General features: G+C 68.2%; 23 protein-coding genes. 9 read left to right on the top strand and 14 right to left on the bottom strand.

Annotation, left to right across the window (positions count from 1 at the left end; all coding sequences use genetic code 11):
* Positions 1 to 169: 169 nt before the first annotated feature.
* Positions 170 to 1,561 carry a condensation domain-containing protein gene (locus ACWFRF_RS19890; protein ID WP_452451466.1) on the top strand — a complete coding sequence of 464 codons (1,392 nt, stop codon included), beginning with the start codon at positions 170 to 172 and terminating at the stop codon, positions 1,559 to 1,561.
* Here the strand turns inward: ACWFRF_RS19890 and ACWFRF_RS19895 are convergent, their stop codons facing one another.
* The 6 genes from ACWFRF_RS19895 to ACWFRF_RS19920 form a co-directional block, all read right to left on the bottom strand.
* The gene (locus ACWFRF_RS19895; RefSeq protein ID WP_452451468.1) at positions 1,562 to 2,875 is read right to left on the bottom strand and encodes a pyridoxal-phosphate dependent enzyme; all 1,314 of its coding nucleotides are present in this window, start codon (positions 2,873 to 2,875) and stop codon (positions 1,562 to 1,564) included. It abuts the gene before it with no gap.
* A complete protein-coding gene (locus tag ACWFRF_RS19900; protein ID WP_452451470.1) occupies positions 2,875 to 4,284 on the bottom strand; it encodes a decarboxylase in 1,410 nt (469 codons plus the stop codon). The genes ACWFRF_RS19895 and ACWFRF_RS19900 overlap by 1 nt, the downstream gene beginning before the upstream one ends.
* Positions 4,281 to 5,534, bottom strand: coding sequence for a heavy-metal-associated domain-containing protein (locus ACWFRF_RS19905; RefSeq protein ID WP_452451472.1), 1,254 nt, complete (start codon positions 5,532 to 5,534; stop codon positions 4,281 to 4,283). The genes ACWFRF_RS19900 and ACWFRF_RS19905 overlap by 4 nt, the downstream gene beginning before the upstream one ends.
* A gap of 39 nt (positions 5,535 to 5,573) precedes the next feature.
* Positions 5,574 to 6,851, bottom strand: a complete 1,278-nt coding sequence (locus ACWFRF_RS19910; RefSeq protein ID WP_452451474.1) for an aminotransferase class V-fold PLP-dependent enzyme — start codon at positions 6,849 to 6,851, stop codon at positions 5,574 to 5,576.
* Positions 6,852 to 6,937: 86 nt separating this feature from the next.
* Entirely contained in the window at positions 6,938 to 7,372 is a 435-nt protein-coding gene (locus ACWFRF_RS19915) for a CBS domain-containing protein (protein ID WP_378992030.1), read from the bottom strand.
* A gap of 87 nt (positions 7,373 to 7,459) precedes the next feature.
* Positions 7,460 to 7,648 carry a hypothetical protein gene (locus ACWFRF_RS19920; RefSeq protein WP_452451476.1) on the bottom strand — a complete coding sequence of 63 codons (189 nt, stop codon included), beginning with the start codon at positions 7,646 to 7,648 and terminating at the stop codon, positions 7,460 to 7,462.
* 352 nt (positions 7,649 to 8,000) lie between these two features.
* Between ACWFRF_RS19920 and ACWFRF_RS19925 the strand changes: the two genes are divergently transcribed.
* Both ACWFRF_RS19925 and ACWFRF_RS19930 read left to right on the top strand, forming a co-directional pair.
* Positions 8,001 to 8,234: a DUF397 domain-containing protein gene (locus ACWFRF_RS19925; protein ID WP_056817490.1), complete on the top strand. Its 234-nt coding sequence runs from the start codon at positions 8,001 to 8,003 to the stop codon at positions 8,232 to 8,234.
* An 18-nt stretch (positions 8,235 to 8,252) separates the two neighbouring features.
* Positions 8,253 to 9,137 (top strand): helix-turn-helix domain-containing protein, encoded by an 885-nt coding sequence (locus ACWFRF_RS19930; RefSeq protein WP_452451479.1) that lies wholly within the window; start codon positions 8,253 to 8,255, stop codon positions 9,135 to 9,137.
* Between the two features lie 103 nt (positions 9,138 to 9,240).
* Here the strand turns inward: ACWFRF_RS19930 and ACWFRF_RS19935 are convergent, their stop codons facing one another.
* The 4 genes from ACWFRF_RS19935 to ACWFRF_RS19950 form a co-directional block, all read right to left on the bottom strand.
* The gene (locus ACWFRF_RS19935; RefSeq protein ID WP_378659728.1) at positions 9,241 to 9,495 is read right to left on the bottom strand and encodes a hypothetical protein; all 255 of its coding nucleotides are present in this window, start codon (positions 9,493 to 9,495) and stop codon (positions 9,241 to 9,243) included.
* Between the two features lie 354 nt (positions 9,496 to 9,849).
* Positions 9,850 to 10,503, bottom strand: coding sequence for an SDR family oxidoreductase (locus tag ACWFRF_RS19940; protein ID WP_452451481.1), 654 nt, complete (start codon positions 10,501 to 10,503; stop codon positions 9,850 to 9,852).
* A gap of 12 nt (positions 10,504 to 10,515) precedes the next feature.
* On the bottom strand, positions 10,516 to 11,001 hold the full coding sequence (locus ACWFRF_RS19945; RefSeq protein WP_452451483.1) for a DUF2599 domain-containing protein: 486 nt from the start codon (positions 10,999 to 11,001) through the stop codon (positions 10,516 to 10,518).
* A gap of 80 nt (positions 11,002 to 11,081) precedes the next feature.
* The gene (locus ACWFRF_RS19950) at positions 11,082 to 11,333 is read right to left on the bottom strand and encodes a hypothetical protein (RefSeq protein WP_378631365.1); all 252 of its coding nucleotides are present in this window, start codon (positions 11,331 to 11,333) and stop codon (positions 11,082 to 11,084) included.
* A gap of 274 nt (positions 11,334 to 11,607) precedes the next feature.
* Here ACWFRF_RS19950 and ACWFRF_RS19955 point away from each other — a divergent pair, with 274 nt between their 5' ends.
* From ACWFRF_RS19955 to ACWFRF_RS19965, 3 genes are all read left to right on the top strand, one after another.
* On the top strand, positions 11,608 to 12,837 hold the full coding sequence (locus ACWFRF_RS19955; RefSeq protein WP_452451485.1) for a lipase family protein: 1,230 nt from the start codon (positions 11,608 to 11,610) through the stop codon (positions 12,835 to 12,837).
* Positions 12,838 to 13,087: 250 nt separating this feature from the next.
* Positions 13,088 to 14,452 carry a lipase family protein gene (locus ACWFRF_RS19960; protein WP_452451486.1) on the top strand — a complete coding sequence of 455 codons (1,365 nt, stop codon included), beginning with the start codon at positions 13,088 to 13,090 and terminating at the stop codon, positions 14,450 to 14,452.
* A gap of 184 nt (positions 14,453 to 14,636) precedes the next feature.
* Positions 14,637 to 15,818, top strand: coding sequence for an esterase/lipase family protein (locus ACWFRF_RS19965; protein WP_379314825.1), 1,182 nt, complete (start codon positions 14,637 to 14,639; stop codon positions 15,816 to 15,818).
* A gap of 68 nt (positions 15,819 to 15,886) precedes the next feature.
* Here ACWFRF_RS19965 and ACWFRF_RS19970 read toward each other — a convergent pair whose 3' ends face one another.
* Positions 15,887 to 17,113, bottom strand: coding sequence for a PucR family transcriptional regulator (locus ACWFRF_RS19970; RefSeq protein ID WP_378631369.1), 1,227 nt, complete (start codon positions 17,111 to 17,113; stop codon positions 15,887 to 15,889).
* A gap of 183 nt (positions 17,114 to 17,296) precedes the next feature.
* On the opposite strand from ACWFRF_RS19970, the gene ACWFRF_RS19975 reads away from it, so the two are divergent.
* Positions 17,297 to 17,773 carry an HAD-IIIC family phosphatase gene (locus ACWFRF_RS19975; RefSeq protein WP_378631370.1) on the top strand — a complete coding sequence of 159 codons (477 nt, stop codon included), beginning with the start codon at positions 17,297 to 17,299 and terminating at the stop codon, positions 17,771 to 17,773.
* A 73-nt stretch (positions 17,774 to 17,846) separates the two neighbouring features.
* Here ACWFRF_RS19975 and ACWFRF_RS19980 read toward each other — a convergent pair whose 3' ends face one another.
* Positions 17,847 to 18,725 carry a sigma-70 family RNA polymerase sigma factor gene (locus tag ACWFRF_RS19980; RefSeq protein WP_379318386.1) on the bottom strand — a complete coding sequence of 293 codons (879 nt, stop codon included), beginning with the start codon at positions 18,723 to 18,725 and terminating at the stop codon, positions 17,847 to 17,849.
* A 117-nt stretch (positions 18,726 to 18,842) separates the two neighbouring features.
* Here ACWFRF_RS19980 and ACWFRF_RS19985 point away from each other — a divergent pair, with 117 nt between their 5' ends.
* A complete protein-coding gene (locus ACWFRF_RS19985; protein ID WP_378996034.1) occupies positions 18,843 to 19,187 on the top strand; it encodes a DoxX family protein in 345 nt (114 codons plus the stop codon).
* 45 nt (positions 19,188 to 19,232) lie between these two features.
* Here the strand turns inward: ACWFRF_RS19985 and ACWFRF_RS19990 are convergent, their stop codons facing one another.
* Both ACWFRF_RS19990 and ACWFRF_RS19995 read right to left on the bottom strand, forming a co-directional pair.
* Complete coding sequence (locus tag ACWFRF_RS19990; RefSeq protein WP_452451489.1) at positions 19,233 to 20,822, bottom strand: GMC family oxidoreductase; 1,590 nt, start codon at positions 20,820 to 20,822, stop codon at positions 19,233 to 19,235.
* Between the two features lie 144 nt (positions 20,823 to 20,966).
* Positions 20,967 to 22,448, bottom strand: a complete 1,482-nt coding sequence (locus ACWFRF_RS19995) for an FAD-dependent oxidoreductase (RefSeq protein ID WP_452451491.1) — start codon at positions 22,446 to 22,448, stop codon at positions 20,967 to 20,969.
* Positions 22,449 to 22,629: 181 nt separating this feature from the next.
* On the opposite strand from ACWFRF_RS19995, the gene ACWFRF_RS20000 reads away from it, so the two are divergent.
* Positions 22,630 to 23,121, top strand: a complete 492-nt coding sequence (locus tag ACWFRF_RS20000) for a glutathione peroxidase (protein ID WP_378631375.1) — start codon at positions 22,630 to 22,632, stop codon at positions 23,119 to 23,121.
* Positions 23,122 to 23,130: the final 9 nt, after the last annotated feature.

The raw sequence follows: 23,130 nt of genomic DNA on the forward strand, positions 1-23,130 counted from the left end.
ACGGTGTGGAGGTTGTAGACGCGTGTCGGACCCCGGTGTGGGGCGGAGATCGGGGGGATACGGCGCCGGCAGTGGCGTTTTGCCGGCGACGGCGCGCACCGGGAGCGACCCGGTCTGTGCGCGGCCCGCCGCGTCACCGGTGCTCGGCCCGCGACCGTGTCCGTCGCATGTGCCCCTGGCGCCCGCGCAGGAGCGGATGTGGCATGCGGCGCGACTCGGCCGGTCGGCGGATTGGAATGTCGCGCGGGCGATGCGCTTGCGTGGCGCGTCGGTCGACGTGGCAGCACTGCGAGCGGCGCTGAAACTTCTTGTCGGTCGCCATGTTCCGCTGCGGACCCGGTTTCCGGCGACCGAGCTGGGTCCGGCTCAGTGCGTCGTCGACCCCGACGATGCCGTCCTCGATGTGGCCGAATGCGGCGTCGGCGAAGCCGACCTCGCCCCCGCCGTCGCCGCGCTGGCCGGGCAGCCCTTCGACCTCGCCCGCGATCTGCCGGTGCGGGCGCGGCTGTTCGTGCTCGGGCCCGACGATGTGGTGCTCGCCCTTGTCGTGCACCACATCTCGGTCGACGGTCGCTCGATGGGCCCGCTGATCCGCGACCTCGTCACCGCCTATCTGGCCTGTCGCGCCGGCACCACCCCGCACTGGCCGCCGCTGCCGATCAGCTACATCGACTACACCCTGTGGAAGCACGAGCAGCTCGGCGAGTTCACCGACGAGTGGAGCCGGGCCACCCATCAGCTGCGGTACTGGGCCAATGCGCTGGCCGGCCGCCCGGCCCTGCTGGACCTACCCGCGCGTGAGCTCCCCGCGGCCCCGATCGACCCGGTTGCCGGTGCGCTGCTGCCGATTTCGTTCGACGCCGAGACCCATGCCGGGCTGCTGCGGATGGCGCAGGAGGGGCGGGCGAGCCTGTTCATGGTGTTGCAGACCGCGTTCGCGCTCACCGTCGGCGCGTTCGCGCGCAGCGCCGATGTCACAGTCGCCACAGCGGTTTCGGGTCGCGATCACCGCCTGCTCGACGATCTCGTCGGCAACTTCTCCGCTGATGTGCTGATGCGGGTGCGCCTCGACCGTGCCGCCGATGTCGGCGAACTTCTCGAGCAGGTGCGCCGGGTCGCGCTCGCCGCGTACGCCCACCCCGACACCCCCAACCCACGCCTCAAGCGCTGCCTGCCGCAGGACGCGGCGCTGCCGCTGTTCCAGGCCACACTCATCCTGCAGCGAGCCGGGGCCCCACGCACCGCCGTCGAACACCCTCCTGCGCAGGGGCTTTCGATCACCGAGTTGCCGACCGGGGTGGTCAGGGCCAAGCACGACCTCGAGTTCGGGCTCACCGACCACTACAATCCACTCGGCGCGCCCGCCGGGGTCGACGGGTCGTTCATCTACCCGATCGCCCGGCTCGACGAGGCGACCGCGCAGCAGTTCGTGGCGCGCTTCCGCGCGGTCGTCGGGCTGCTCGCCGATGGGTATCGCGGACCGCTCACGGCGCTGCTGGCGACCACCGGTCGCGGTCGTGGATTGAGCACCGCGCGCCGCGCCACCAGGGTGCTCGTCTGATCAGCCGCCGCGCTCCATCGCGTATCCGGCGTCGCGCCACGCGACGATGCCGCCCGCGAGGCTGTATGCCTCGTAGCCCGCGCGGTGGGCCACCGCGGCGAAACGCAGTGAGGTTTCCCCGACCGGGCACACGAACACCACCGGCCGTGACCGCGGAAACGGCACGCCCTGGGTGAGCATCTCGTCGAGCTGGTCGTCGCGGATGTTGAGCGCGCCGGGGACATGCCCGACGCGGTAGGCCATCGCGCCGCGGGTATCGACGACGGTGGGTCTGGCGGTGCGGTCGAGTTCGGCCAGCTCAGCGGGAGACAGCGTCGGCGCGGTGTCGTCGGGGCTCGGGGGTGCGGGCCCGGTGGGCTTGCCGAACAGCTGCGGCCTGCGTTTGGCCAGATAGGACAGATACGGTTCGATCCGGTCGCACACGATCAGCACAGCCACCAGTGCTCTGCCCTCGGGGCGCGGTGCCGCGGCCAGGGTGCGAAGGGCGGCGCAATAGCCCGCGCCGCTGGTGGGTCCGGCGAGTACGCCGTAGCCGCGCATCAGGTCGAGGGTCGACTCGATGGCCGCGGCGGAGTCGACGGTGACGATCTCGTCGTAGAAATCGGGCCGGAACAGCCCGACGTCCCACATCTCGCGCTCGGAGCGGATACCGGGGATGAAATCGAAGCGGTCCGACACCACCCCGACGGTGCGCAGGTCCGGATGGTGGGCGAGCAGGGCGGTCGCGGTGCCCCGAGTGGAGCCGGTGGTGCCGAGTCCGCCGATCAGGTAATCCAGGTGGTCGATGCCCGCGTCCGCGAGGTCGGTGGCGATCTCGGTGCCGGTGCCGTCGTGATGGGCGGCGATATTGCGCTCGTTCGTGTATTGCGAGGGGTGATACCAGTGGTCGGGCGCCTGGCCGATGGTCTGCTCGATGACCGCCGAAACATCATCGGCGGCATGGGGATCAGGGCATTCGGACAGGCCGGGAAGTTCCACGATCTCGGTCCCGAGCAGTTGCAGCAATTGGCGGACCTCGCTCACCCGGATCCGATTGGTGACCGCGCGCAACGGGATGCCGTGCAGCGCGCCGAGTACCCGAAGCGCTTTGGCGGTGTTCCCGCTCGACGCCTCGATGAACGACTGCCCGCCTGCGCGGACGCGCTCGAGATCGTCGCGGATCATCGCCCAGGCAACGCGGTCCTTCACCGAACCGAAGGGGTTGTGCGACTCCAGTTTCGCGTACAGCTCGACCTCGGTCAGCCCGTGGACGGCGGGGTCCAGGCGCAGCAGGGGAGTGTTGCCGATCAGCTCGGTGATGTGGGTGTAGACCATCACTGGCCCCCGGGCCGATAGTCGGCATCAGGGCACAGAACGAACTGTCCTTCTCGGTGCAGCACAGCGACTTTCGCGGGTGTCGGGTGCATGCCGGCCTGCGCGGCCGACAGGTCCGTGTGGTAAGCGGCGGTATTGGGGAACACCACCGGATCGCCGGGGGACGGCAGCTGCGCGACTCGCACCTGCCGCTGGGTGATCAGGTCGCGCTCGAGACACAGGTGCCCGGCGAAATACACCCCGGCAGGCCGTGACTCGGCTACGTCGGTCAGCACGATCGGATCGATGAGCACCTCCTGGTCGGCGGCGGTGACGGTGTCGCGGCTGAGATCCAGATGGACCAGCGTCGCGCCGTTGCCTGCCTGTTTGACGAACTCGACCTGGGCCACGGTGATGCCTGCCTGGTCGACCAGCGCTTTGCCCGGTTCGAGCCACAGGTCGAGGAGATTGTCGGTGAGGACCGCCGCCAGCGCCCGTCCACCGTGCCCGGGCAGCGGAGCGGCGAGCAGTTCGGCGAGGATGCCGGCGGCGGGTTCGGTATTGGCGTACTTGTGGAACACCGGTGCGCCGTGCACCATTCCCTCGGCCACGTGATAGCCGAAAGTGTTGTTGCCCCAGTGCATCGCGGGGCCACGCCCGAGCAGGCCCGCCCGCAGTGCGTGGTCGTAGGCGTCGTACCCCCCGGCATCGGCGGTGAAGACCTGGCGCAGGCCGCCGCCGATATCGAGCACCGTCGGCGTCAGGCCGTGCGCGTAGGCCCGTTCGATCAGTTCCAGACAGTCGCCCACGGCGTTGACCCGTTCCGCGGTGGCAGCAGTATCGAGGTGAAAGGCGAATCCCAGCAGCCGCAGCCGGTCGCGGTGACGTACCAGCAGCTCCAGCGCCGTGGCCACGTCGGCGAGATCGATCCCGAACCGGCTCGGTGAGCTGCCGGAGAAACCCGAAATGCGTAGCAATACCGGGACAGCCGCCGCCGGTGACGCCAGCTCGGCCAGGGTCGCGAGTTCCCAGAGGTTGTCGACATTGATCGTCGCCGTGGCCGTCACCGCGGCCCGCAGCATCGTGGCGCCCTTGGGGCCGGTCACCTCGATGCGATCGGCGGGGAATCCGGCGGACAGCGCGGAACGCAGTTCCCCCGTGGACGCCACGTCGACGGCGATTCCCGCGTGCGCGGCCGTGTGGGCGAACGCCGCGGAGCGATTCACTTTGTGCGCATAGCAGATTCGATGCCGGACCGCTCCCGCGTCGAGCACGGCGCGCAGTGCGGCGAGGTTGGCGGTGAAGATCTGCGGGAACACCAGATGCACGGGGGAGCCGTAGCGGCGCAGGGCGGCGCGCACGCCGTCGCGATCGGCGAGGAACGCGGCGACGAGCGGATGCAGCGCGGCGGGAACGGCGGGCGGGATCATCCCACCGACGCGCCGGGCACCTGTGCCGGCACGTCGTCGACCGGGTTGTAGCCGCCATCGCGCAGTGCCTCGAAGACACGGAATCTGTTGCGCGGACTGCGGATCCGGGCGATCACCCGCTTGGACTCCAGATCGATCTCGACGACCGGGATCTCCATCGACTCGAGCAGGGCGGTGATCGTGCGGACGCAATGCCGGCAGCTCATATCGGGGACGTAGAAGACGCCGTCGTCGCCGGTGGGGGCGGTACCCGGCTGTTCCTCGGTCAGGTCCTCGAGCACTTCCACCGAGCCTGTCAGCGCGGCGAACGTCTCGACGAACCGATCGACGACCGTGGCGAGGACGTGCACATCGGCGCCGTCGATGTCGTGTTGGGTCGCCGCGAGACAGGTGGGTCGCGTGTCGGCGGGCAGCAGCGCGTATTGCCGTGAGATCAGGTCGAGGTCGTCGTGGTATTTCGCGACGGCCGCTTCGGTCTCGAGGCCCTCCTCGCCGGTCGCGCGCAGCATCACCGCGTGCGCGTCGGCGATGGTGGCGTCTTTCATCGCACGCAGGATGGCGATCGAGTCGGCGGTGTAGCGCACGGACCCGTCGGGCTGGCTGGCAAAGCGCACCGGGATCATCCCGCGCCGGAAGGTCGAGGCCTGCAGTTCCCAGAACCAGCGGGTGGCGACGGCGGTGAAGATGCCGCAATCACGCATGCCGGTGGCGAATTCGACGAGCCCGCGATAGGGGGTGTCGGCGGCGATCAGGCCGTGCTGGACCAGTGCGCGACCCGTTGCCTCAATACCGACCCGGAAGATCTCGTGCGGATCGTGATCGGTGGTGGTCGCGGAAAGAACGCCGTGATCGTGGGCGGACAGGGCCGCAGCGCGCGCCGGGAGTTCGGATGCCGCCAGCGAATGCCACAGCGCGAGGACTGTTTCCCGCGCGAGCACCGCGAGTTCGGGGCCCGCGCCCGCGGTGTGGAAGTACCCGGTGTTGGGAATTCCCGCGCTGTCGGTCCACGTGAGGCGATGGGTCGCGCTGGTCACCTGATCCGGGCGGCACGGGCGCATGAACCGTTCCAGGTACATCCGCTGGGACTGTGTCAGCGCGGCACCCGATTCAGACTGTAATGCCGTGGCACGGTAGGTGATTCGGGCCGGAGGAGGCGGTTCGGTGGCGGCGAACAGTCCGGGAGCGGCCAGGCGGGCCAGTACCCGGGACGCGGCGCGACGATCGTAGTGCTGCACGGTGGGCGAGCCCATCGTTCCTCCTCGGCGTCGGGGGCTTGAAGGACAGGTTGTTCAGCGCCCGTCACCGGCGAGGCCGGCCACGCAGGCGACGAATCGGTCGATCTCGTCGAGGGTGTTGTAGAGGTGGGTACTCACCCGCACCGAACCGGCCCCGGCGTCGGCCGAGGGCATGCAATGCGCTCCGGTTCGCACCAGGAATCCGGCATCGGCCAGGACGAACCCGAGGTCGGCGGCGCTGATGGCGTCGAGGGTGAACGAGACGATCCCATAGCCGACGGCGCAGGTGGCGTGTGCCGGCCCGGGGAGGAAGTCGAGCCCGGGGACCTCGCGCAGGCCGTCGATGAGCCGCAGGGTGAGCACCCGGTTGTGCTCGGCGACAGCGAATCGGTCGAGCTCGTCGAGCAGGTCGAAAGCCGGTGCGAGGGAGAGGATCCCGGGGATGTTGTGGGTACCGCCTTCGAGCAGCTCGGGCATTCCGGTGGTGACGAGACCGTCTTCGGTGATCCTGACCCCGGTGTTCCCGCCGGGCAGGAAGGGGCGCAGCCTGGCGTGCACCCGGCGGTGGCAGTACAGCAGGCCGATCCCGGGCGTACCGAACATCTTGTGTCCCGCGAAGACCGCGAAATCGGCTCGCAGCGCGGTGACGTCGACCGGCAGGTGCCCTCCGCTCTGCGAGCAGTCGAAGCACAGCAGGATCTCGGGGTCGATCCGGCCGTGCAATTCCTCGAGGGTGGTGAGCCCGCCGTACACGTGATGGAGATGGCTGGTGGTGATCAGGCGGGTGCGCGGACCGACCCGCGCGAGGATGTCGTCGATGTCGGCTTCGCCGGTAGCGGTGCTGCGATAGGGCCGCAACACTATTCGGCGCCCGAACCTGGCGAGGGTGTCGCGCAGGTGGTGCCACGGCAGCACATTGGCGGCGTGATCGGCCGGGTTGTAGAGGATCTCGTCGCCGTCGTCGAGCTCGGCCAGGCCCCAACTGTGCGCGATCGCGCCGAGTGCGGCGGTGGCTCCGCTGGTGAACACCATCTCGTCGCTGTGGTGCGCGCCGAGGAAACCGGCCGCCCGGGTACGGACGGCGGCGATCCGCGCCGACAGCGCGGTGGCCCAGCCGTAGGTGCCGCGGCCCGCGTTGGCGGTGTGCTCGCGGTGGTAGTCGGTGACGGCCGCGATGACGGTATCGGGCTTCTGCGTCGTCGCGGCACTGTCGAGATAGACCACCGCGGGATCGGCCAGGGCCGGAAACCGCGTGCGAATCGAGGCGGGCACCGGGGTGGGCGCGTGCCGGATCGCCGAGGCGGCGGCGAGCTCGGGCCGGACGGGGTGCACCCGCTCAACGATACGCACGTTTCTGGTACAGCTCGCGAAGAATTCTCAGGCGCAAGGCTTTTCGGTGTCGCCGGTCGGTGCCGGGCTCAGTAGTTGCCCTGCAAATATTCGACGAGGTGTTCACGTTCGGCGGCCAGTTCGGTGATCTCGCTCTTCACCACGTCACCGATGCTGACGATGCCGATGAGCCGGTCGGACTTCACCACCGGCATGTGCCGGATCCGGTGCTCGGTCATCACGTCGCGCAGCGAGGACACATCCTCATCGGGCCCGCAGGTGCGAACCCGGGCGGTCATGATGTCGGTGACCGGCCGATCCAGCAGCGCGGCGCCGTGGGCGTGCAGATGACGCACCACATCGCGTTCGGAGACGATGCCCGTGATCACGGCACCATCGGGGGAAACGACCACCGCGCCGATATTGTGGTCGGCCAGCGCCGCGAGCAGGTCGCGCACGGTGGTCTGCGGCGGCACGGTCGTGACCGCCCTGCCCTTGTTGCGCAGGATCTCCGCTATCCGCATACGCGCACCACCTGTCCGGATCGATCGTCGCCCACCAGCATGACCTGTCGGAACCGGTCTGACCAGCACGAAGACGTTACGACCGCACTATTCGTCGTCCAGTCCCGCGGACAGGTACGCGGCAGCGGCCAGCCACTGACGGCACTGCGGACCATGGATGTCGTGTTGGCTCAGCATCTCGCGCGCCTGCCGGTAGGTGAGCCCGTTCGGCTCGTCGCTACACGCCATGGGCGGTGCGCCTGCGGCACCGAGGTGTCGCTGAAACGGACTGCTCATCGAGTCCCCTCCCATTCGGCGACGGGAGGCCCGCCCGGCTGGTGGAGCCGCGGTACCTCCCGGTGATCTTGCGGCCTGAGTCTACGGGCGGTTCGTTTTCGAATGCAAGCACATCTGCACGCTCGTTGCGGCCGTGTCGGCTCGCGATGGGGTTGCGGCGCTTACGAATTCAGGGGGCTGGACGAGACGGTCGGCGCCTGGCCGCGGTCATGACGCCGGGTAAGTACCGACCGGTGCGCGGTGGCGTTTCGCGTGTTAATGTCCCCATCGCGCAAGGCAGATGCAAGAACGTTTGTGCGTGCATCTGCAATTTTCGTACCGGTGGGCATCATTCGACAACGAGGAGTGCGGTATGTCCGGAATGCAGCATGATCAGCGTGAACGCCCGGGAGACGGTGCGTGGCGCAAAAGCACCTACAGCAACCCCAGCGGCAACTGTGTCGAGGTCGCCGAAGCCGCCGACGGCTCGGTCGCCGTACGCAACTCGCGCGACCCGCAGGGGTCGGTGATCTTCTACACCCGGCCCGAGATCGACGCATTCATCCGCGGCGCGAAGGCCGGAGAGTTCGACTACCTCACCGGGTAATCGGTAGGATCTGGGTCCATGACGGCTGAACCCGACGAGATCGGTCGCGTACAACCTGTTGTCGACCGTGGCCCCACCGTGTTGCGTATCGCGCTCGGCGGCCAGTTGCGCAAGCTACGCGAGGGCAAAGGCATCACCCGCGAGGCCGCGGGCGACGCGATCCGCGGCTCGCACGCCAAGATCAGCCGACTCGAGCTGGGCCGCACCGGTTTCAAGGAACGTGACATCCGGGATCTGCTCACGCTCTACGGCGTGCACGACCCGGTGGAACGCACCTCGTTCTTCGAGTTGGCCAGGCAGGCAAGCGAACCCGGCTGGTGGCATCGCTACAGCGACCTGCTGCCGTCGTGGTTCAGCACCTACCTCGGCCTCGAGCAGGCGGCCAGCCAGATCCGCACCTACGAAGCACAGCTGGTACCCGGCCTGCTACAGACGCCGGAGTACACCAGGGCGATCGTCACCCTCGGTTTCAACGACGCCGAAACCGACCGCCGGGTCCAGGTTCGGCAGTTACGCCAGGATGTCCTGCGCCGGGTCGACCCGCCGGTGGTGTGGGCGGTGATCGACGAGGCCGTGCTGCATCGTCCGATCGGCGGACGTGACGTGCACCGGGCCCAGCTTCGCTACCTGGCCGAGCTCTCGGAACTGCCGAACGTGACGGTGCAGGTGCTGCCGTACTCGGCGGGCGGGCACGCGGCGGCGGGTAGTTCGTTCAGCATTCTGCGCTTCGGCGAGCCGGAACTGCCCGATATCGTCTACCTCGAGCAACTCACCAGCGCGCTCTACCTCGAGCGCCGCCAGGACCTCGCGATGTATCTATCGGTGATGGATCAGCTCAGCGTCCAAGCCGAACGGCCGGATCGCTCACGCGAGATACTGCTGTCCTACTCCGAGCGGGACTGACAGCCGAGCGGAGCTGATCGGTCGGGCGGAATCGAACACACGGAGAGCTGATCGGACTGCGCGCGAGGGGCGGGACAGTCGATCCGTGGGTACCGATTCGTGGTCAGTACCGGATACAGCCGGCGGCGATACGCCAGAAAGTATCGGGAGTCAGCGTTTGCAGATCCCAGTCATCGGCCAGTTCGTGCGCAGTGGTCACGATTCGGTCGATATCGAAATCGTTGCGGGTCGCCGCGCCGGTGGATTCCACGGCATCGATGACGAAGGCGACCGCGCTTTCCCTGGACCATCGAGCGGAGCCTGGGTGATCGGCCGCCGCGCGATCGGCGAGGCCGAAACGGCCCGTGGTGTTGTTCATGTGAATGCCCCTGTGCTTCTCAGGCAGTGGCAAACCCAAGGCAATCCTGGCCCCGGGTGTGCCGCTCGCGGCCTCCCCTGACTGTCCCCTGAATTGTGTTGCGGCCCTGAGTTTAGGACGGGGAGACTTTCAGATGCAAGCACATCTGCACGATCGATTCCGTCTCGATGCGGTGCATTTCCCGGCTTCTGAGCGGCGAATCCAGGGTAGCGCCACCATCTCCGTCATATGTGGCGCTCGAATATCGGCGTGACCGGCGGCTGGCCGTGTTCATCAGGTGACGACAATGTGGCGCGAGTTGACGACAATGGCGTTCAACGGGCGAAATATGTTGTGATAGTTAATTTGTGGCTATCAAATGGCCGCGACGGCTGACTCGATCGTCTCCGATCCGGAGACCAGCTCCAGTGTGCGTCGAAAAGTGTTGTCCGCGAACAAGATCGACGCGAGTGTCGCGGCGACATCGGCGCGTGGCACCGAATCGCGCGGAATCGGCGGCGGTCCGAGCGTGATCAGACCGTTGCCTTCGGTGTCGGTGAGCCGGCCCGGTCGCAGGATCGTCCACTCCAGCTCGCGAGTCCGCAGGTCCTGCTCGGCGCGGGTCTTGGCGTCGATATAGGCGGCCCACACCTCATCGGTCCCCGGCGCGGGCGGGCTGCCCGCGCCCATCGTGGAGATCTGCACGAACCGCGTGACGCCCGTGTGCTCGGCGGCGTCGGCCAGTTGTACCGAACCGTTGAGGTCGACCGTGTATTTGCGCGCGGCACCGCTACCCGCGCCCGCACCCGCTGCGAACACCACCGCGTCCGAACCGGCGACCGCGGCCGCGAGGTCGGCGGGGGTGTCGCGTTCCATGTCGTAGATGACCGGCACGCCGCCGGTCGCGGCGATATCGGCGGCTTGGCCGGGTTCACGGATGAGGGCGTGGACGTGATCGCCGCGCCGGGTCAGTACCTGGGCGAGCAGAAGAGCGATTTTGCCGTGTCCACCGGCGATGACGATGCGCATGGGATGCTCCTATCAGCGTTCGGGGCCGCCGGGATTGCAGTTCGCCGCCACCGTGGCCTGATATCCGACGTCGGGGCGCCACGGTTCGAGATTCCAGCTCGGCTTGTCGGGCGCTACCATCCTGGCCCAAACCCAGTGGCAGACGAACTGGTCGCGCATCCCCGGCGCGTCGGCGTCGGCGTCGAGGGCACGTACTTCCTGCCACGCGAGTTCGTCGGTGCCGGGCGCGGCGGTCTTGCGGCCCGCCTGGGTGGGGAAGACGAGCAGACGGTGGCCGTCGACGTTCTCGGTCCAGGTCACGTGATCGATCAGGGGTAGGCCCGCGTAGGGGTCGACGGTGGTGGTGGGCGGCGCGATGGTGGCGGGCACCCGCTTGGTGGTGGTCGTCGTCGGGGTGGTGGTGCTGGGTGGGGTGGCGACCTCGGTGGTGTCTGCCGAGCCGCAGCCGGTGAGGACGGCCGCCGCGGCCAGTGCGAGCGGGAACTGCCACCGTGTCACGAATGCCCTTTCTGTCACCGCGGGCCGAGCAGCGCCCGCCGTGCCAGCCTAGTGCGGCCGGCGGTGCGGCGCCGCGAGCGTCAGTGCCACAGCGACCGGCAGGGCAGCCGGCGCAGGCCGGGGCCGACATTGCCGTCGACGGTCACCAGCAGGCCGGAATGCACGGCCGCCGAGGTGAACTCCCACGCCTCGGCCTGGGTCGCGGCGTATTCCAGGACCAGTGCGTCCTCGGGGGTGGGGCCGTCGAAGTAGACCGTGATCCGCCGGGTCGGTATCTCGTTCGGGTCGATGCGGTGGAGGGTGGCGGCGATGTTCTCGTCGGTGGGAATCATGGCGTGCTCCTTTCGCCCCGGCACTGGTGAGCGCCTTCCTACTCGACGGTAGGTCTTGCACCATCGAGAGGAACACGTTCCGATTTCGCTTGGAGATCTCACAATCCACCTGTCGCCGCGGCGGTGCGCCCGCATATCGGCGTGCTGCCTCCGGTCACAACCACACACAGATGAGGTTGTGAGCTCCGCCGATGTTCGCGGCGACCCGTCGACGAGGAGCCACGGTACCGGCGAAGATCGGTCCCGACAGCAGCGACACGGGAGGGACAGCCGCATGATCTGGGATGCCGCGGCACGACACAGTTGGCCGGGCCGAACACTATTGGTCTGCCTGGCGGCAGCGGTGCTCACCGTGGTCCCCGCCGCGGCAGGCCACACCACACCGCTGTACCCGACCGCCGACCCCGACCCCTTCTACAGCCAGCCGGCCGACCTGGCCGAGCACAAGCCCGGCGACGTACTCGGCGTACGGCAGATGCCGGCGCTGGCCATGTTCCCCGACACCACCATCACCCTGATCCAGTTCCGCTCCACCAATTCCGCGGGCGACCCGATCGCCGCGACGACGACGGTGCTGCAGCCGAACAATCACCGCACCGACGCCCCCGTGCTGTCCTACCAGCACATCATCAACGGGCTCGGCACGCGCTGCTCGGTCTCCAAGGTCCTCTACACCGACGATCCGGACCTGATGGTGCGCGAGGCGGTGGCCTGGAACTACGCGCTCAAGCGCGGCTGGACGATGGCCGTGCCCGACCACCTCGGACCGAATTTCGCCTACGGCGCAGCGAAATTGGGCGGCCAGGTGACCCTCGACGGCATCCGCGCGGTGCGCCAGGTCGAGCAGTTGCGGGTCGGTGGCAGCCGGGTCGCGATGGCGGGGTACTCCGGTGGCGGCATGGCGACGGCGTGGGCGGCGGCATTGCAGCCCGAGTACGCGCCCGAGCTCGAGATCGCGGGGGCGGCGATGGGCGGGGTGCCGATGAACCTGGTGTCGATGCTCGAGGGGCTCGGCTTCGGTTCACATCCCGTGTTCGGTCTCGCGCTGGCCGCGGGGATCGGGCTCGAACGGGAATACCCCCAACGGTTCCCGATCAGCGATCAGATGAATGCCAGCGGTTTGGCCGCCCGCGCGTCGATCCGTGACGCCTGCACCAACGACATCCTCGGGGCGGGAGCCGGGCGCGGCATCCTCGACTTCGCGGCCACCACCTCACTGGTGGAGGATCCCGAAGCTCGCGCTGTGGTGGAGGAGAACAGCCTCGAGCTGTATCCCGGCGCGCCGACAATGCCCGTCTTCGAATGGCATTCGCCGATCGACGGCCTCATCCCAGTCGAGGCGATCACCTCCACCACTCATCGCTGGTGTGCCGCGGGCGCCAAGGTTGTCAGTCAGCAGACGCCGACCCCGGACCATCTGACCGCAGCTGTGCTCGGACTGCCTTCCGCGCTGAGTTGGCTCGATGCCCGGCTGCAGGGGGAACCGGCGCCCAGCACCTGCTGAGCCGGTTCGATCGGCCCGGATCCGCTCGCCCCGAAGCGGATCCGGGCCGATTCGCGTCGCCATCGACGATTCTTGTTGCGATACAGCGGCATTGCGCACACGACTCGGGCACAACGCCGAAGTCGGTTCGCCGCGCCCCGTAGCGTGAAGGATCTGACGACGGCGCGGTGGGGGAGTTTCGGTGGGGGTCGGAGCACCGCATAGTGGCACGTCATCGACGAATCCGTTGCCACCCGAAGGCGTGTGTGCCATGAGATCTGTTCGAGTACTTATCGGTTCGGTGCTGCTGCTCGTCTCTTGTGCGGCAGGTACCGCGGCCGCCGAGCCGCCGCCGACCCAGGAATTCCCGGTGCCGCAGCTGGGGACACCCGGTTTCCTGCCCGATCTGCAGCGCTGGATCGACCAGGTGATTCCCTCGCCGATCCCGGCGAACGCCGCCGATCCGGCGGCCGAACTCGCGGCACTACACGCGGCGGTGCTCCCGTCGGCGGTCGGCGATCCGATCTTCGACCAGTGGCCGGCCGGGCTCGACGAGTTGTCGCCCGGCGATCTGATCGAATCCCGCGACGTCACCGCGACCGCGGCCTGGTTGACCCTGGTCCCCATCCGCTCGGCGACGCTGCTGAAATTCCGCACCGACGACGCCCACGGCAGGCCGTCCTATGCCACTGCGACCCTGATCGTGCCCGCCACCGAGTGGACCGGGCCGGGGGATCGCCCTGTGCTGGTGAACAACCTGCCCATCGACGCGCTGGGTCGCAAGTGCACTCCCGGCTACTCGCTGGCGCACGGCCTGACATCGCAGTCGAGCTCGACAGAGTTCATTCCGCCGACGACGCAGCTGGCGGTCCTGCGCGGGTACGCGGTCCTGGTGCCCGACCACGAGGGCCCGTGGATGGCCTACGCCGAACCGTATGTCGCCGGGCACGCGGTGCTCGACGCGATCCGGGCGGTGCGCGGTGGTGACCCGGCGGCCTACGGCGACAGCCGATTCGCGATGACCGGCTATTCCGGTGGCGCCATCGCCACCCACGGTGCGGCCAAGCTGATCGATTCCTACGCACCGGAACTGGCCGACGTCATCGTCGGTGCGGCACTGGGCGGGGTGCCCGCCGACTTCGAAATCCTCTCGCGCAGTATGAATGCCAACCTCGCATCCGGAATATTTATGGCCGCGACCTTCGCAATCGGACGGGAGCGACCCGAAATCCTCGCCGCGATGAACAATCTCGGGCGCTGGGTCACCACCTCGATTATGAAAGATACGTGCGCCAGCGTGTTCGCGGTGCCGGGAATCTTGCAACTGCCGATCGATGTGGGCGCCAACATCGCCGACCCGCTGCGTTCGGAACTGGCCACCGAGATCTACGAGATCACCCGGATGCAAGGAATGCGGTCGTCGGCGCCGCTCTACATCTACAACGGCGACCAGGAGTGGTGGATTCCCGCCGAGGGCGCGCGCAATCTCTACGATGAGCAGTGCGAACTCGGGGCGAACGCGGTGTATCGCGGCGTGCTCGGTGAGCACATCATCGGCGCGGCGACCGGCTATCCGGAGGCGGTGCTGTGGCTCGACGAGCGACTTCTCGGAGTCGCGGCACGTAGCGAGTGCTGAATATTTTCCTGTGCCCTGTCATGGCAGTTTTCGAGGGGCTGTGGTGACCTGCCCAGACCGCGCGTGACAATCGTCTCGTAAGTAATTCTGCGGCTTATGTTTTGGGCGGTTTCGACAAGCCATTCGTTCTCCCGGAAGAAAAGGGCGACGAATATTCGAATCGCACAGGAAGACAAGTCAACACATGAAATCTCCCAGTCGCAGGCGCACGCTGCACACGGCGGTATTCGCCGGAGTCGGCGCTCTCTCCATGGTGTTCACCGGGCCGGGGGCGAGCGCGGCTCCCGCCTCGGCGCCGACCGAGCAGGATCTTGCCGGCATCATCTCCGAAGGTCGGCAGGTCGCCGGCTCCGGGTCGGCGTGCACCTCCGGCAGTGGCGCCGGCTCCGGTAACGGGTCCGGTGACTGCTACGGCGGTTCGGGTTCCAGCTCGGGTTCCTCGGGCGGTTATTCCTCCGATCCCGGTGCGTACGGACCGGAGTCGACGGCGTTCCTCGCCGCGTTCGCCTACGGCCTCGGCAACCCCGATGCGGCCGCGCCCGGGACGAACGACTGGAACTGCAAGCCGACTGCCGAGCATCCTCGCCCGGTCGTGCTGCTGCACGGCACCTGGATGAACGCCTACAACGGGTACGCCTACATGGGCCAGCCCATCAAGGACGCCGGCTACTGCACGTTCACGTTCAACTACGGTCGCTCCAACATCATGGAGGGTGGCGGCCTCGGTTCGTTCCTGCCCGGCGTGATGGGCACCGGTTACATCGAGGATTCGGCGAAGCAGACCGCGGCGTTCGTCGATCGCGTGCTCGCCGCGACCGGTTCCGACGAGGTCGACATCATCGCGCACTCCCAAGGTGGGTCGATGGCGAACTACTACACGAAGTTCGAGGGCGGCGCGGCCAAGGTCAACAAGCTGATCACCTTCGGCGCCACCCACCACGGCACCAGCCTCGACGGCATCGGCGCCCTGGGTCGCATGATCAACAACCTGGGCATCGACATCCTGGGTCCGATCGAGATCTTCGTCGGGCACGCGGGTATCCAGCAGACGATCGGCTCGGATTTCGTCAACAACCTCAATGCCGGCGGTGACACCGTCGCCGGTGTCGACTACACCATCGTCGGCACCCGCTACGACGAGGTGACCAACCCCTACGAACTGACCTTCATGAAGGCAGGCCCGGGGGCGACGGTCCACAACATCACCCTGCAGGACGGCTGCGAGCAGGACATCTCCGATCACCTGACGATGATGTACTCACCGCGCGCCCTCTCGATCGCGCTTCGCGCGCTCGACCCGGTGCAGAACCCGCAGCTGACCTGCGCGTTCAACCCGTGGCTGGTCGGTGGCGGCGGCTCGCTCTGACCCGCCCGCACTGAGCACGACGAAGGCGCTGCCCACCATGGTGGGCAGCGCCTTCGTCGTGTCGGGGATCAGGCCGGAACGGACCGGTAACTGCGCGCGACGAGCGCGGAACGCAGGTACCACAGCCCCGAAGGCTGAGTCGGATCGAAGCCGGTGAGCTGGCCGATCCGCTTGAGCCGGTAGTCGACCGTATTGGTGTGCACGTGCAGCACGCGAGCGGTGCGCTGCCGGTTGAGGTTGTTGGCGATGTGACGCTGCAGGGTCTCGAGCAGCTCGGGGTACTGATCCAGCGGATCCAGCAGCGAGCCGAGGAATTCGCGGCCGGGCCCGGGACGGGTCAGCTGGTATTCCAGGGCGAGCTCGTCGAAGCGGTACAGACCCGAGGTCACCTCGAGCCGCTGCACCATGTCCAGCAACTCGTGGGCCTGATCGGCGGCATCGGGAACCCCGGTAGTGCTCGTTTCGACCATCGCGGCGGTGATGCCGACCTGGGCCGCCTGGGAGAGCTGGGCGACGAGCGCGGTCAAACCCTCGCGGTCGAAGGCGTTGGCGGGGATCAGCACCGTCCCGCCGTCGACGCTGAGCAGCGACAGCGCCGAGTCGCCGCAGCGCTTGGCCAGTTCGGCTTGTACCCGGCGCAACTTGCGGCGGGCGACGACCTTCGAGTCCAGTGCCGGGTTGGCTTCCTCGCGGTGCTGGGGGATAGCCAGGGCGAAGACCGCGTAGGTCTCGGCGATGGTGATGCCGCATTCGCGGGCCATCGTCGAGGTGCTGTGCCCGCCGAGCAGGGCGGAGGTGAGGGTGTGCACGGCGGTGTGGTGCTCGCTCACCACGCCGCGCAGCTCGCGCACGTAGGCCAGCGAGATCTGGGCGGTGATGGTGTCGAGTAGTTCCATCACGACCTTGACGCCGCCGACCAGGCTGTCGAAATCCTTGCCCGACGCGCTCGATACCACCAGGTCGAGGCCGATTTTGAAGCCCTCGGCGATCGAGTGGTGGATCGTGTCGATAGGTACGCCCTCCCGGGCCCACGCGCTGGCCGCGTCCTGCAGGCGCTGTAGCTGGCTCGGGACATCACGCCCGTCGAGCATGCCGACCGCGAATTCCAGGCAGATCCGGGTGATCGTGGTGACATCGCCGGAGATGGCGTCACCGGGTAGCGTCCCGCAGGGTGCGACGGTAGCGACGAAATGGCCGACCATCTGCCGCGAGAGTGCGCGAACGTCCTTGAGTGGCAACGACATCGGCTTGCCCGAGACGGTCAGCGACGGTCGGGGTGGATTGTGGACGGACATCTGTGTTCCCTTCGCCAGTTTCGGCTGTACCCCCCGCTGTCCAGCGAACCCCACCCTAACGAACGACAAAGGAAACCGGAATGGATTGTCAGGTTCTGGGTAGGGGGCCCAGCCCTGGCGGTCGCCGTAGTGACGGATCACAAGTCTGGTTCTTAGCTATCAGTGGTTGTAGAGTTCAGCGCCATGCGACCTGCCGTCCGTTGTCTGGTCTGGGAACTGGACGAGACCCTGTGGGAGGGTGTCGTCCACGACGAGACCGGCACCACGCCGCGCCCACCGGCACTGCGCACGCTGACGAAACTGAGCGAGCGCGGTGTGCTCCATGCTGTCGCCGCACGCGGTGACCGAGCCAGAACCATGCACACGCTGTACCGCCACGGTCTGTACGAGATGTTCTCGGCGGTCGAGGTGGGCTGGGGGCGCAAGTCCGCCTCGATCGTCCGCATCGCAGGCACCCTCGGCCTGGGTCTGGACTCCCTCGCGTTCGTGGACGCCGAGCCGGTCGAACGCGCGGAGGTCTCGCGAGCACTGCCGATGGTGCGCTGCTACGCCGCCCGCAATGTCGACATGCTGCCGTTGCTCCCGGACTTCCGCCACGAACTCCGTTCGGGTCCCGTGCCGACTCCACCGTTGGGATTCGCCCGCGTTCCCGCCCTCTGACCGCGATCGACGCAGTGACCGCAACATTGCATCGAGTGCCAAAACGCGGAATCCGGGCGTTCGCGGGTTTTGATCAGGGCAGCAGCGACAGGGTGAGCGCGGCCAACCGAGCTGGCGCGGCCACCACGTCGTAAGCCGCGATGCGCCCACCGCGCACGAGGAACGTCACCACGAAATCCGGTCCGTCGGCTCCCGGCACCACCAGGCCGGGCCTGCCGTCGACGAGCACCAGCACCGCCTCGCGCGAGCGCCGCCGCAACGCGAGAGCGCCGTCGGCCACAGCACGGGCGCCGCGCACGACCAGGGCCATTCCGGGCGAGAGCGCCGCCGGGTCGGCGGTTCGCACCACGTCGGGTGCGAGCACCGCGAGCAGTCCGCCGAGATCGCCCTCGCGAGCAGCCTGCACAAAAGCCGTCACCGCGGTCTGATGCGCGAGTAGTTCCGCCGGCTCGACCCGGGCGGGCGCGTGCACACGCAGCCGGGCCCGGCTCGCGAGTTTCTTGGTGGTGGCCGGCGTGCGCCCGAGCATCGGCGCGATCTCGGCGAAGGGCACCGCGAACAGATCGTGCAGCACGAAAGCGACACGTTCCTCGGGGCCCAACGTGTCGAGAACGACCAGCAGCGCCCGCCCGACGGAATCCGCCCGCACCGCTTCGGCTTCGGGATCCACACCCGCGCCCGTCGCCACCGGAACGGAAGTCTCGGGGGGCGCTATCTCGGCGCGACGGGTACGGGCGCGCAGCATATCGAGGCAGATCCGCGATACCACCGTGGTGAGCCAGCCGTCGAGATCGGCGATCTCGGTATCGGTCCCGGCCAAGCGCAACCACGCCTCCTGCACCGCGTCCTCGGCTTCGGCTCCCGAACCCAGCATCCGAAAGGCCACGCCACGCAGGCGGTCGCGCCGTTGTTCGAACGCGCGCGCCGGCACTTCGGTCCGGTCAGTGCGCATCGGTCACCTTTCGCTCGCGCCAGTCGTCTATCCGAGGACGGCACTCGCTGTCCCATCACGGCGGCTGTCTCCACGATGACAGAGGCGCCGATCACCGAAACCGGAGGATCTGATCCGATGCACACCACCTATCTCGTCGTCACCGTGCTCGCGGCCGTCGCCGCCTTGGCAGCTGCCCTGATCGACGTCGTTCGCGCCGACTGGGTACGCGAGAACATGCGCCACTACGGCATCGCGCCCTGGACGCTCACGCCGCTGGCCCTGATCAAGGCGGCGGGTGGACTCGGTCTGCTCGCCGGTCTGGCCTATCGGCCGCTGGCGGTGGCAGCCGCGGCCGGGCTCGTGCTGTATTTCGTCGCCGCCGAATTCACCGTGTTGCGGGCGCGCCAGTACGCGGATCTGGGTTATCCGCTGCCGTACCTGCTGCTCGCGGCGGCTTCGCTGGGTCTCGCGGGAGCATGAGGCAGCTGGTGGCGCGCCCGTGCCCGCGCGCCACCAGCACCTGGGTCAGGCCTCGGCGAGGATGAAGTCCGCGGCCTGTTCGCCGATGAAGATGGCGGGGGCGTTGGTGTGGCCGCGGATGATCAGCGGCATCACCGAGGCGTCGGCGACGCGCAGACCCTCGACGCCGCGAACCTTCAGGTCCGGGGCGACGACACTGGCGGCATCGGTGCCCATCCGGCAGGTGCCGATCGGGTGGTAGAGGGTGTGCGAGAACTGTTCGATGGTCAGCGCGATGGCCGCCTCGAGATCCTCGGGTGCCTCGGGTGGGTAGATCAGCGCGCCCAGCGCGCTCTTGAGCGCGGGCTGCGCGGCGAGCCCGGCACACACCCGAAGTCCGGCGGTCAGCGCGGCCCGGTCGGCGCCCTCGGCATCGGACAGATACCGGGGATCGATCACCGGCTTGGCCGTCGGATCGGCCGAGGCCAGGCTGATCTTGCCGCGACTGCGCGGGCGGAGCAGGATCGCGCCGAGCACCACACCGTGTTCGGTGGCTTCGACCAGACCCTCGTGGTAGAACGGCGCCGGAGCGTAGATCAGCTCCAGGTCGGGGTGCTCGAGGTCCGGCGCGCTGCGCACGAAGCCGTATGCCTCACCGACATTGGAGGTGAGCATCCCGCGGTGGCGGACCAGGTAGTTGATCAGTTCGAGGGGCTTCTCCGCGGTGAACAGCGAATCGGAGTCCACGCTGTAGCCGAGCGCCGAGATGAGGTGATCCTGCAGGTTCGCGCCGACCTCGGGGGAGTGCGCGACCAGTTCGACGCCGTGTTCTTTCAGCTCGTCCTGATCGCCGATGCCCGAAAGCTGCAGCAGCTGGGGGCTGTTCACCGCGCCACCGCACAGGATGACCTCACGATCGGCGGTCACGGTGAGGGTCTGCCCGCCGCTGCGGTATTCGACGCCCACAGCCTTGGTGCCCTCGAACAGCACCCGGGTGGCCAGCGATTCGGCCAGCACGGTCAGGTTCGCCCGCTTCATCGCCGGACGCAGGTACCCGTCGGCGGTGCTCCAGCGCCTGCCGTCGCGCTGGGTCACCATGGTCTGGGTGAAGCCCTCGGGCGCGGGCCGGTTCGCCGATTCGAGCTCGTGGCCGGCCTGCCGCGCGGCCTCGAGGAACGCGTGCGTCGACGCGCGCGGGCTGCGCTGGCGCTGTACGTGCTGGGGCCCCTTGGAACCTTCGTCGGGAAACTGTGCGTCCTGGACGTTCTCGATCTTGCGGAACTGCTCCACCGCGGCGGCGAAATTCCATTTCTCGCCCGCCAGCAGCCCCCATTCCTCGTAGTCGGCGCGGAAGCCGCGGACCCACATCATCGCGTTCATCGATGACGAGCCACCGAAGGTCTTGCCGCGCGGCCAGTAGATCTGCCGGTCGCCGAGCTCGGGCTGTGGCTCGGTCAGATAGTCCCAATCGCGCTCGCTGCGGAACAGTTTCGAGAACGCGGCCGGGATGTGGGCGAACTTGTCGTCGTCTGCCGGACCTGCCTCCAACAGCACGACCGTGGTGCCCGGGTCGGCACTGAGCCGATTCGCGAGCACCGCCCCCGCGGATCCGGAGCCGACGATCACGTAATCCGCGGACGTCCCACCTGCTTGCACTGTCCAACTCCGATCTGCATTGCGTCTTCGTTCGGCGCGCCTGCTCCCGGGCGTGAAAAGACCGTGAGCCCAGCCGGACTCGTCGTCGGGCGTGACGCTGCAAGCAGAGTACTGACAGAACCCGTGCGGTGGGTCGTCCGCGGTTCAGCCCGCGGCCGCCGCTTTGCCCGCGCGACGGCCGTAGAAGCTGCCGTCGCCGAGCGAGGCCCCGCTGACGTAGCCGTACGCGCACAGGCCGGACGTGCAGCGACCCGCCGCGAACAGGCCCTCGATCGGCTCACCGCTCACGTGCAGCACCCGCGAATCCAGGTCGGTGCGCAGCCCGCCGAGGGTGAACCCGGCGGTGAACCCGCGCAGGTCGAAACAGGCCAGCGCCCCCTTGATCGGGCGCACCCATTCGGGTTTCTTGCCCAGTAGCGGGTCGGTGCCGTGCTCGGCGTGCTGGTTGTAGGTGGCGACGGTGGTCTGCAATGTCTGTGCGGGCAGGCCCATCTCGGCCTCGAGCTCGGCGACCGTCTCGGCGACCCACTTGGGCTGGAAGCGGAAGAACGGGGTGGCGCTCTCGGTCGCGAGCGCCTCTTCCAGCGAGGTCTCGTCGATAATCAAGAACGCCTGGTTGTCGTTCTGCAACAGCGTCGCCTGACCGATGCGGCCGGGATAGGTGTCCTCGGTGACGTAGCGCTGGCCGCGTCCGTTGACGAGGATGCCACGCGCCATCATCTGCGGATCGCCGAAGATGGCCACCTCGCTGGCGTCCATGTGCGCCAGCTCGGCGCCGAGCGCTTGAGCCAGCCGGATGCCGATGCCGTCGTGTTCTTCGATGGCCGCGCCGGGCCTGCCGCTCAGGCGCGGGGTGTAGCGGTCGATCATCTCGGTGTCGTAGGCGAAGCTGCCGGTGGCCAGGACGACACCACGCGCGGCGCGCACGGTGACGGGCTTGCCGTAGGTGGTGGCCAGCACGCCCACCACCCGGTCCTCGTCGTCGACGACCAGCCGGCGGATGCGGGTGTCGTACTCGACGTCGATGTCGAGCTCGGCCACGGTGTCGGCCAGTGGCTTCATCAGCATGTAGCCGCCGCTGCGCTCGCCGATCTTCTTACCCGCCAGCTCCGGAACGTGGCCGCGCGGAGCGGGTTCGGCGATGTCGAGGAACGGTGCGGAGTTCTCGCCACCGGAGTACATCAGGCCTTCGTCGTGCGGGGGTTCCCAGCCGGGCTCGCCCCAGAACGACTCCTTGAACGGCACCCCGCAGTCGACGAGCCAGTTGTAGTGCTCGACGCTGCCCGCGCAGTAGTCCTTGATCTTCGCCTCGTCGACGCCGGGTCCGAGCGCGGCGGTGAGGAACGCCGCCATGTTCTCCGGGGTGTCGTCGAATCCGAGCGCCTTCTGCAGCGGTGTGCCGCCACCGAGGTAGACGAATCCGCCCGCCAGCGCCGCCGCGCCGCCCCAGCCGCCGGTCCGTTCCAGGATGAGCACCTTCGCGCCCGCTCGCGCGGCTTCGATCGACGCGCACACGCCGGCGATGCCGAAACCGGCCACCACCACATCGGCGTCGAAATCCCACTGCGTCACCTCGCTCGCGCGCAGCGGGCGGACGGTATCGATCCGATGTGGCTGGTCGCTCACGGGCTTCCTCCGGTGCTCAGGGTGCGGGCATCACCGCCCATCCATAGGAATGGTGCCGTGAACCGCGTCACAAAACAAGAACGTGTTACAGATTCTCTCGCCGAGCGGGACACTTGCGCGCCGATCGGGCTCCGGTACGGTGGCGATCGAACCGACATAGACGAGATCTGGTGGTGATGTGATGAGCGCGAACATTCGAGACATTGCGGTGCAGACCCTGGCGGGCGAGGACACCACACTGGGCGAGCTGGCGGGCGAGCGGGCGGTACTGCTGGTCAACGTGGCCTCCAAGTGCGGCCTGACCCCGCAGTACGGCGCCCTGGTGGAACTGCAGAAGACCTACGGCGAGCGCGGTTTCACCGTGATCGGCTTCCCGAGCAACCAGTTCATGGGCCAGGAGCCCGGCAGCGCCGAGGAGATCCAGGAATTCTGCTCGGTCACCTACGGCGTCGATTTCCCGCTGCTCGCCAAGGCCGATGTCAACGGCGACGACCGGCACCCGCTCTACGCCGCGCTGGTCGAGACCGCCGACGCCGAGGGCGCGGCGGGCGACGTGCAGTGGAACTTCGAGAAGTTCCTCGTCGGTCGCGACGGCACGGTCGCGGGCCGGTTCCGCCCGCGCACGACCCCCGATGCCGCCGAGGTCGTGCAGGCGATCGAAGCCCAGCTCTGATCTAGGCCG

The organism is Nocardia sp. NPDC055165 (assembly GCF_053606985.1).

Excerpts from the sequence above, each read along its gene's own strand:
- ACWFRF_RS19895 (WP_452451468.1), bottom strand. The coding sequence starts at position 2,875 with ATGGTCTACACCCACATCACCGAGCTGATCGGCAACACTCCCCTGCTG.
- ACWFRF_RS19900 (WP_452451470.1), bottom strand. The coding sequence starts at position 4,284 with ATGATCCCGCCCGCCGTTCCCGCCGCGCTGCATCCGCTCGTCGCCGCG.
- ACWFRF_RS19905 (WP_452451472.1), bottom strand. The coding sequence starts at position 5,534 with ATGGGCTCGCCCACCGTGCAGCACTACGATCGTCGCGCCGCGTCCCGG.
- ACWFRF_RS19915 (WP_378992030.1), bottom strand. The coding sequence starts at position 7,372 with ATGCGGATAGCGGAGATCCTGCGCAACAAGGGCAGGGCGGTCACGACC.
- ACWFRF_RS19920 (WP_452451476.1), bottom strand. The coding sequence starts at position 7,648 with ATGAGCAGTCCGTTTCAGCGACACCTCGGTGCCGCAGGCGCACCGCCC.
- ACWFRF_RS19925 (WP_056817490.1), top strand. The coding sequence starts at position 8,001 with ATGTCCGGAATGCAGCATGATCAGCGTGAACGCCCGGGAGACGGTGCG.
- ACWFRF_RS19930 (WP_452451479.1), top strand. The coding sequence starts at position 8,253 with ATGACGGCTGAACCCGACGAGATCGGTCGCGTACAACCTGTTGTCGAC.
- ACWFRF_RS19935 (WP_378659728.1), bottom strand. The coding sequence starts at position 9,495 with ATGAACAACACCACGGGCCGTTTCGGCCTCGCCGATCGCGCGGCGGCC.
- ACWFRF_RS19940 (WP_452451481.1), bottom strand. The coding sequence starts at position 10,503 with ATGCGCATCGTCATCGCCGGTGGACACGGCAAAATCGCTCTTCTGCTC.
- ACWFRF_RS19950 (WP_378631365.1), bottom strand. The coding sequence starts at position 11,333 with ATGATTCCCACCGACGAGAACATCGCCGCCACCCTCCACCGCATCGAC.
- ACWFRF_RS19955 (WP_452451485.1), top strand. The coding sequence starts at position 11,608 with ATGATCTGGGATGCCGCGGCACGACACAGTTGGCCGGGCCGAACACTA.
- ACWFRF_RS19960 (WP_452451486.1), top strand. The coding sequence starts at position 13,088 with ATGAGATCTGTTCGAGTACTTATCGGTTCGGTGCTGCTGCTCGTCTCT.
- ACWFRF_RS19965 (WP_379314825.1), top strand. The coding sequence starts at position 14,637 with ATGAAATCTCCCAGTCGCAGGCGCACGCTGCACACGGCGGTATTCGCC.
- ACWFRF_RS19970 (WP_378631369.1), bottom strand. The coding sequence starts at position 17,113 with ATGTCCGTCCACAATCCACCCCGACCGTCGCTGACCGTCTCGGGCAAG.
- ACWFRF_RS19975 (WP_378631370.1), top strand. The coding sequence starts at position 17,297 with ATGCGACCTGCCGTCCGTTGTCTGGTCTGGGAACTGGACGAGACCCTG.
- ACWFRF_RS19980 (WP_379318386.1), bottom strand. The coding sequence starts at position 18,725 with ATGCGCACTGACCGGACCGAAGTGCCGGCGCGCGCGTTCGAACAACGG.
- ACWFRF_RS19985 (WP_378996034.1), top strand. The coding sequence starts at position 18,843 with ATGCACACCACCTATCTCGTCGTCACCGTGCTCGCGGCCGTCGCCGCC.
- ACWFRF_RS20000 (WP_378631375.1), top strand. The coding sequence starts at position 22,630 with ATGAGCGCGAACATTCGAGACATTGCGGTGCAGACCCTGGCGGGCGAG.